We start from the raw sequence: 773 nt of genomic DNA on the forward strand, positions 1-773 counted from the left end.
GTCGCGGAAGCCGAACAGCCGGGCCTGATCATCGTCGGCAAGCAGGCGATCGACGACGACTCGAACCAGACCGGCCAGATGCTGTCGGCTCTGCTTGGCTGGGCGCAGGCGACGTTCGCCTCCAAGGTCGAGATCGGTTCGGGCAGCGCACAGGTCACCCGCGAAGTCGACGGCGGCCTGCAGACCATTGAGGTCAAACTTCCGGCCGTGGTCACCACGGACCTGCGCCTCAACGAGCCGCGCTATGCCTCGCTGCCGAACATCATGAAAGCGAAGAAGAAGCCGCTCGACAAGAAGACGCCGGCCGATTTCGGCGTCGACACGAGCCCGCGCCTGAAGGTGCTGAAGACCGAGGAGCCGTCGGGCCGCAAGGCCGGCGTCAAGGTCAAGTCGGTCGCCGAGCTTGTCGAAAAGCTCAAGACCGAAGCCGGCGTGCTGTAAGCAGGAAAGGGAGACAAAGACATGGCCATTCTTCTTCTGGCAGATCACGACAACGCAACCCTTTCCGACCAGACCGCCAAGGCGCTGACGGCAGCCACCAAGATCGGTTCGGACGTGCATGTGCTCGTCGCAGGCTCCGGTGCCAAGGCGGCTGCCGATGCCGCCGCAAAGCTCTCGGGCGTCTCCAAGGTCCTGCTCGCCGACGATGCAAGCCTCGGCAACAACCTCGCCGAACCGCTGGCAGCGCTCATCGTGTCGCTTGCCGGCTCCTATGACGCCATCGTCTCGGCTGCGACCTCGGTCGGCAAGAACGTGCTGCCGCGCGTTGCCGC

At 64.8% G+C, this 773-nt stretch carries 1 protein-coding gene and 1 pseudogene; both read left to right on the forward strand.

Annotated features, from left to right (window positions below; genetic code table 11):
• Positions 1 to 441: electron transfer flavoprotein subunit beta/FixA family protein (locus tag ACOZK4_RS27225; protein WP_421594746.1), on the forward strand; the 441-nt coding region annotated here is incomplete at its 5' end.
• Positions 442 to 462: 21 nt separating this feature from the next.
• Positions 463 to 773 (forward strand): annotated as a pseudogene (locus tag ACOZK4_RS27230) (electron transfer flavoprotein subunit alpha/FixB family protein); the annotation flags it as partial.

This window comes from Shinella sp. M27, from assembly GCF_049199905.1.
Classification (GTDB): domain Bacteria; phylum Pseudomonadota; class Alphaproteobacteria; order Rhizobiales; family Rhizobiaceae; genus Shinella.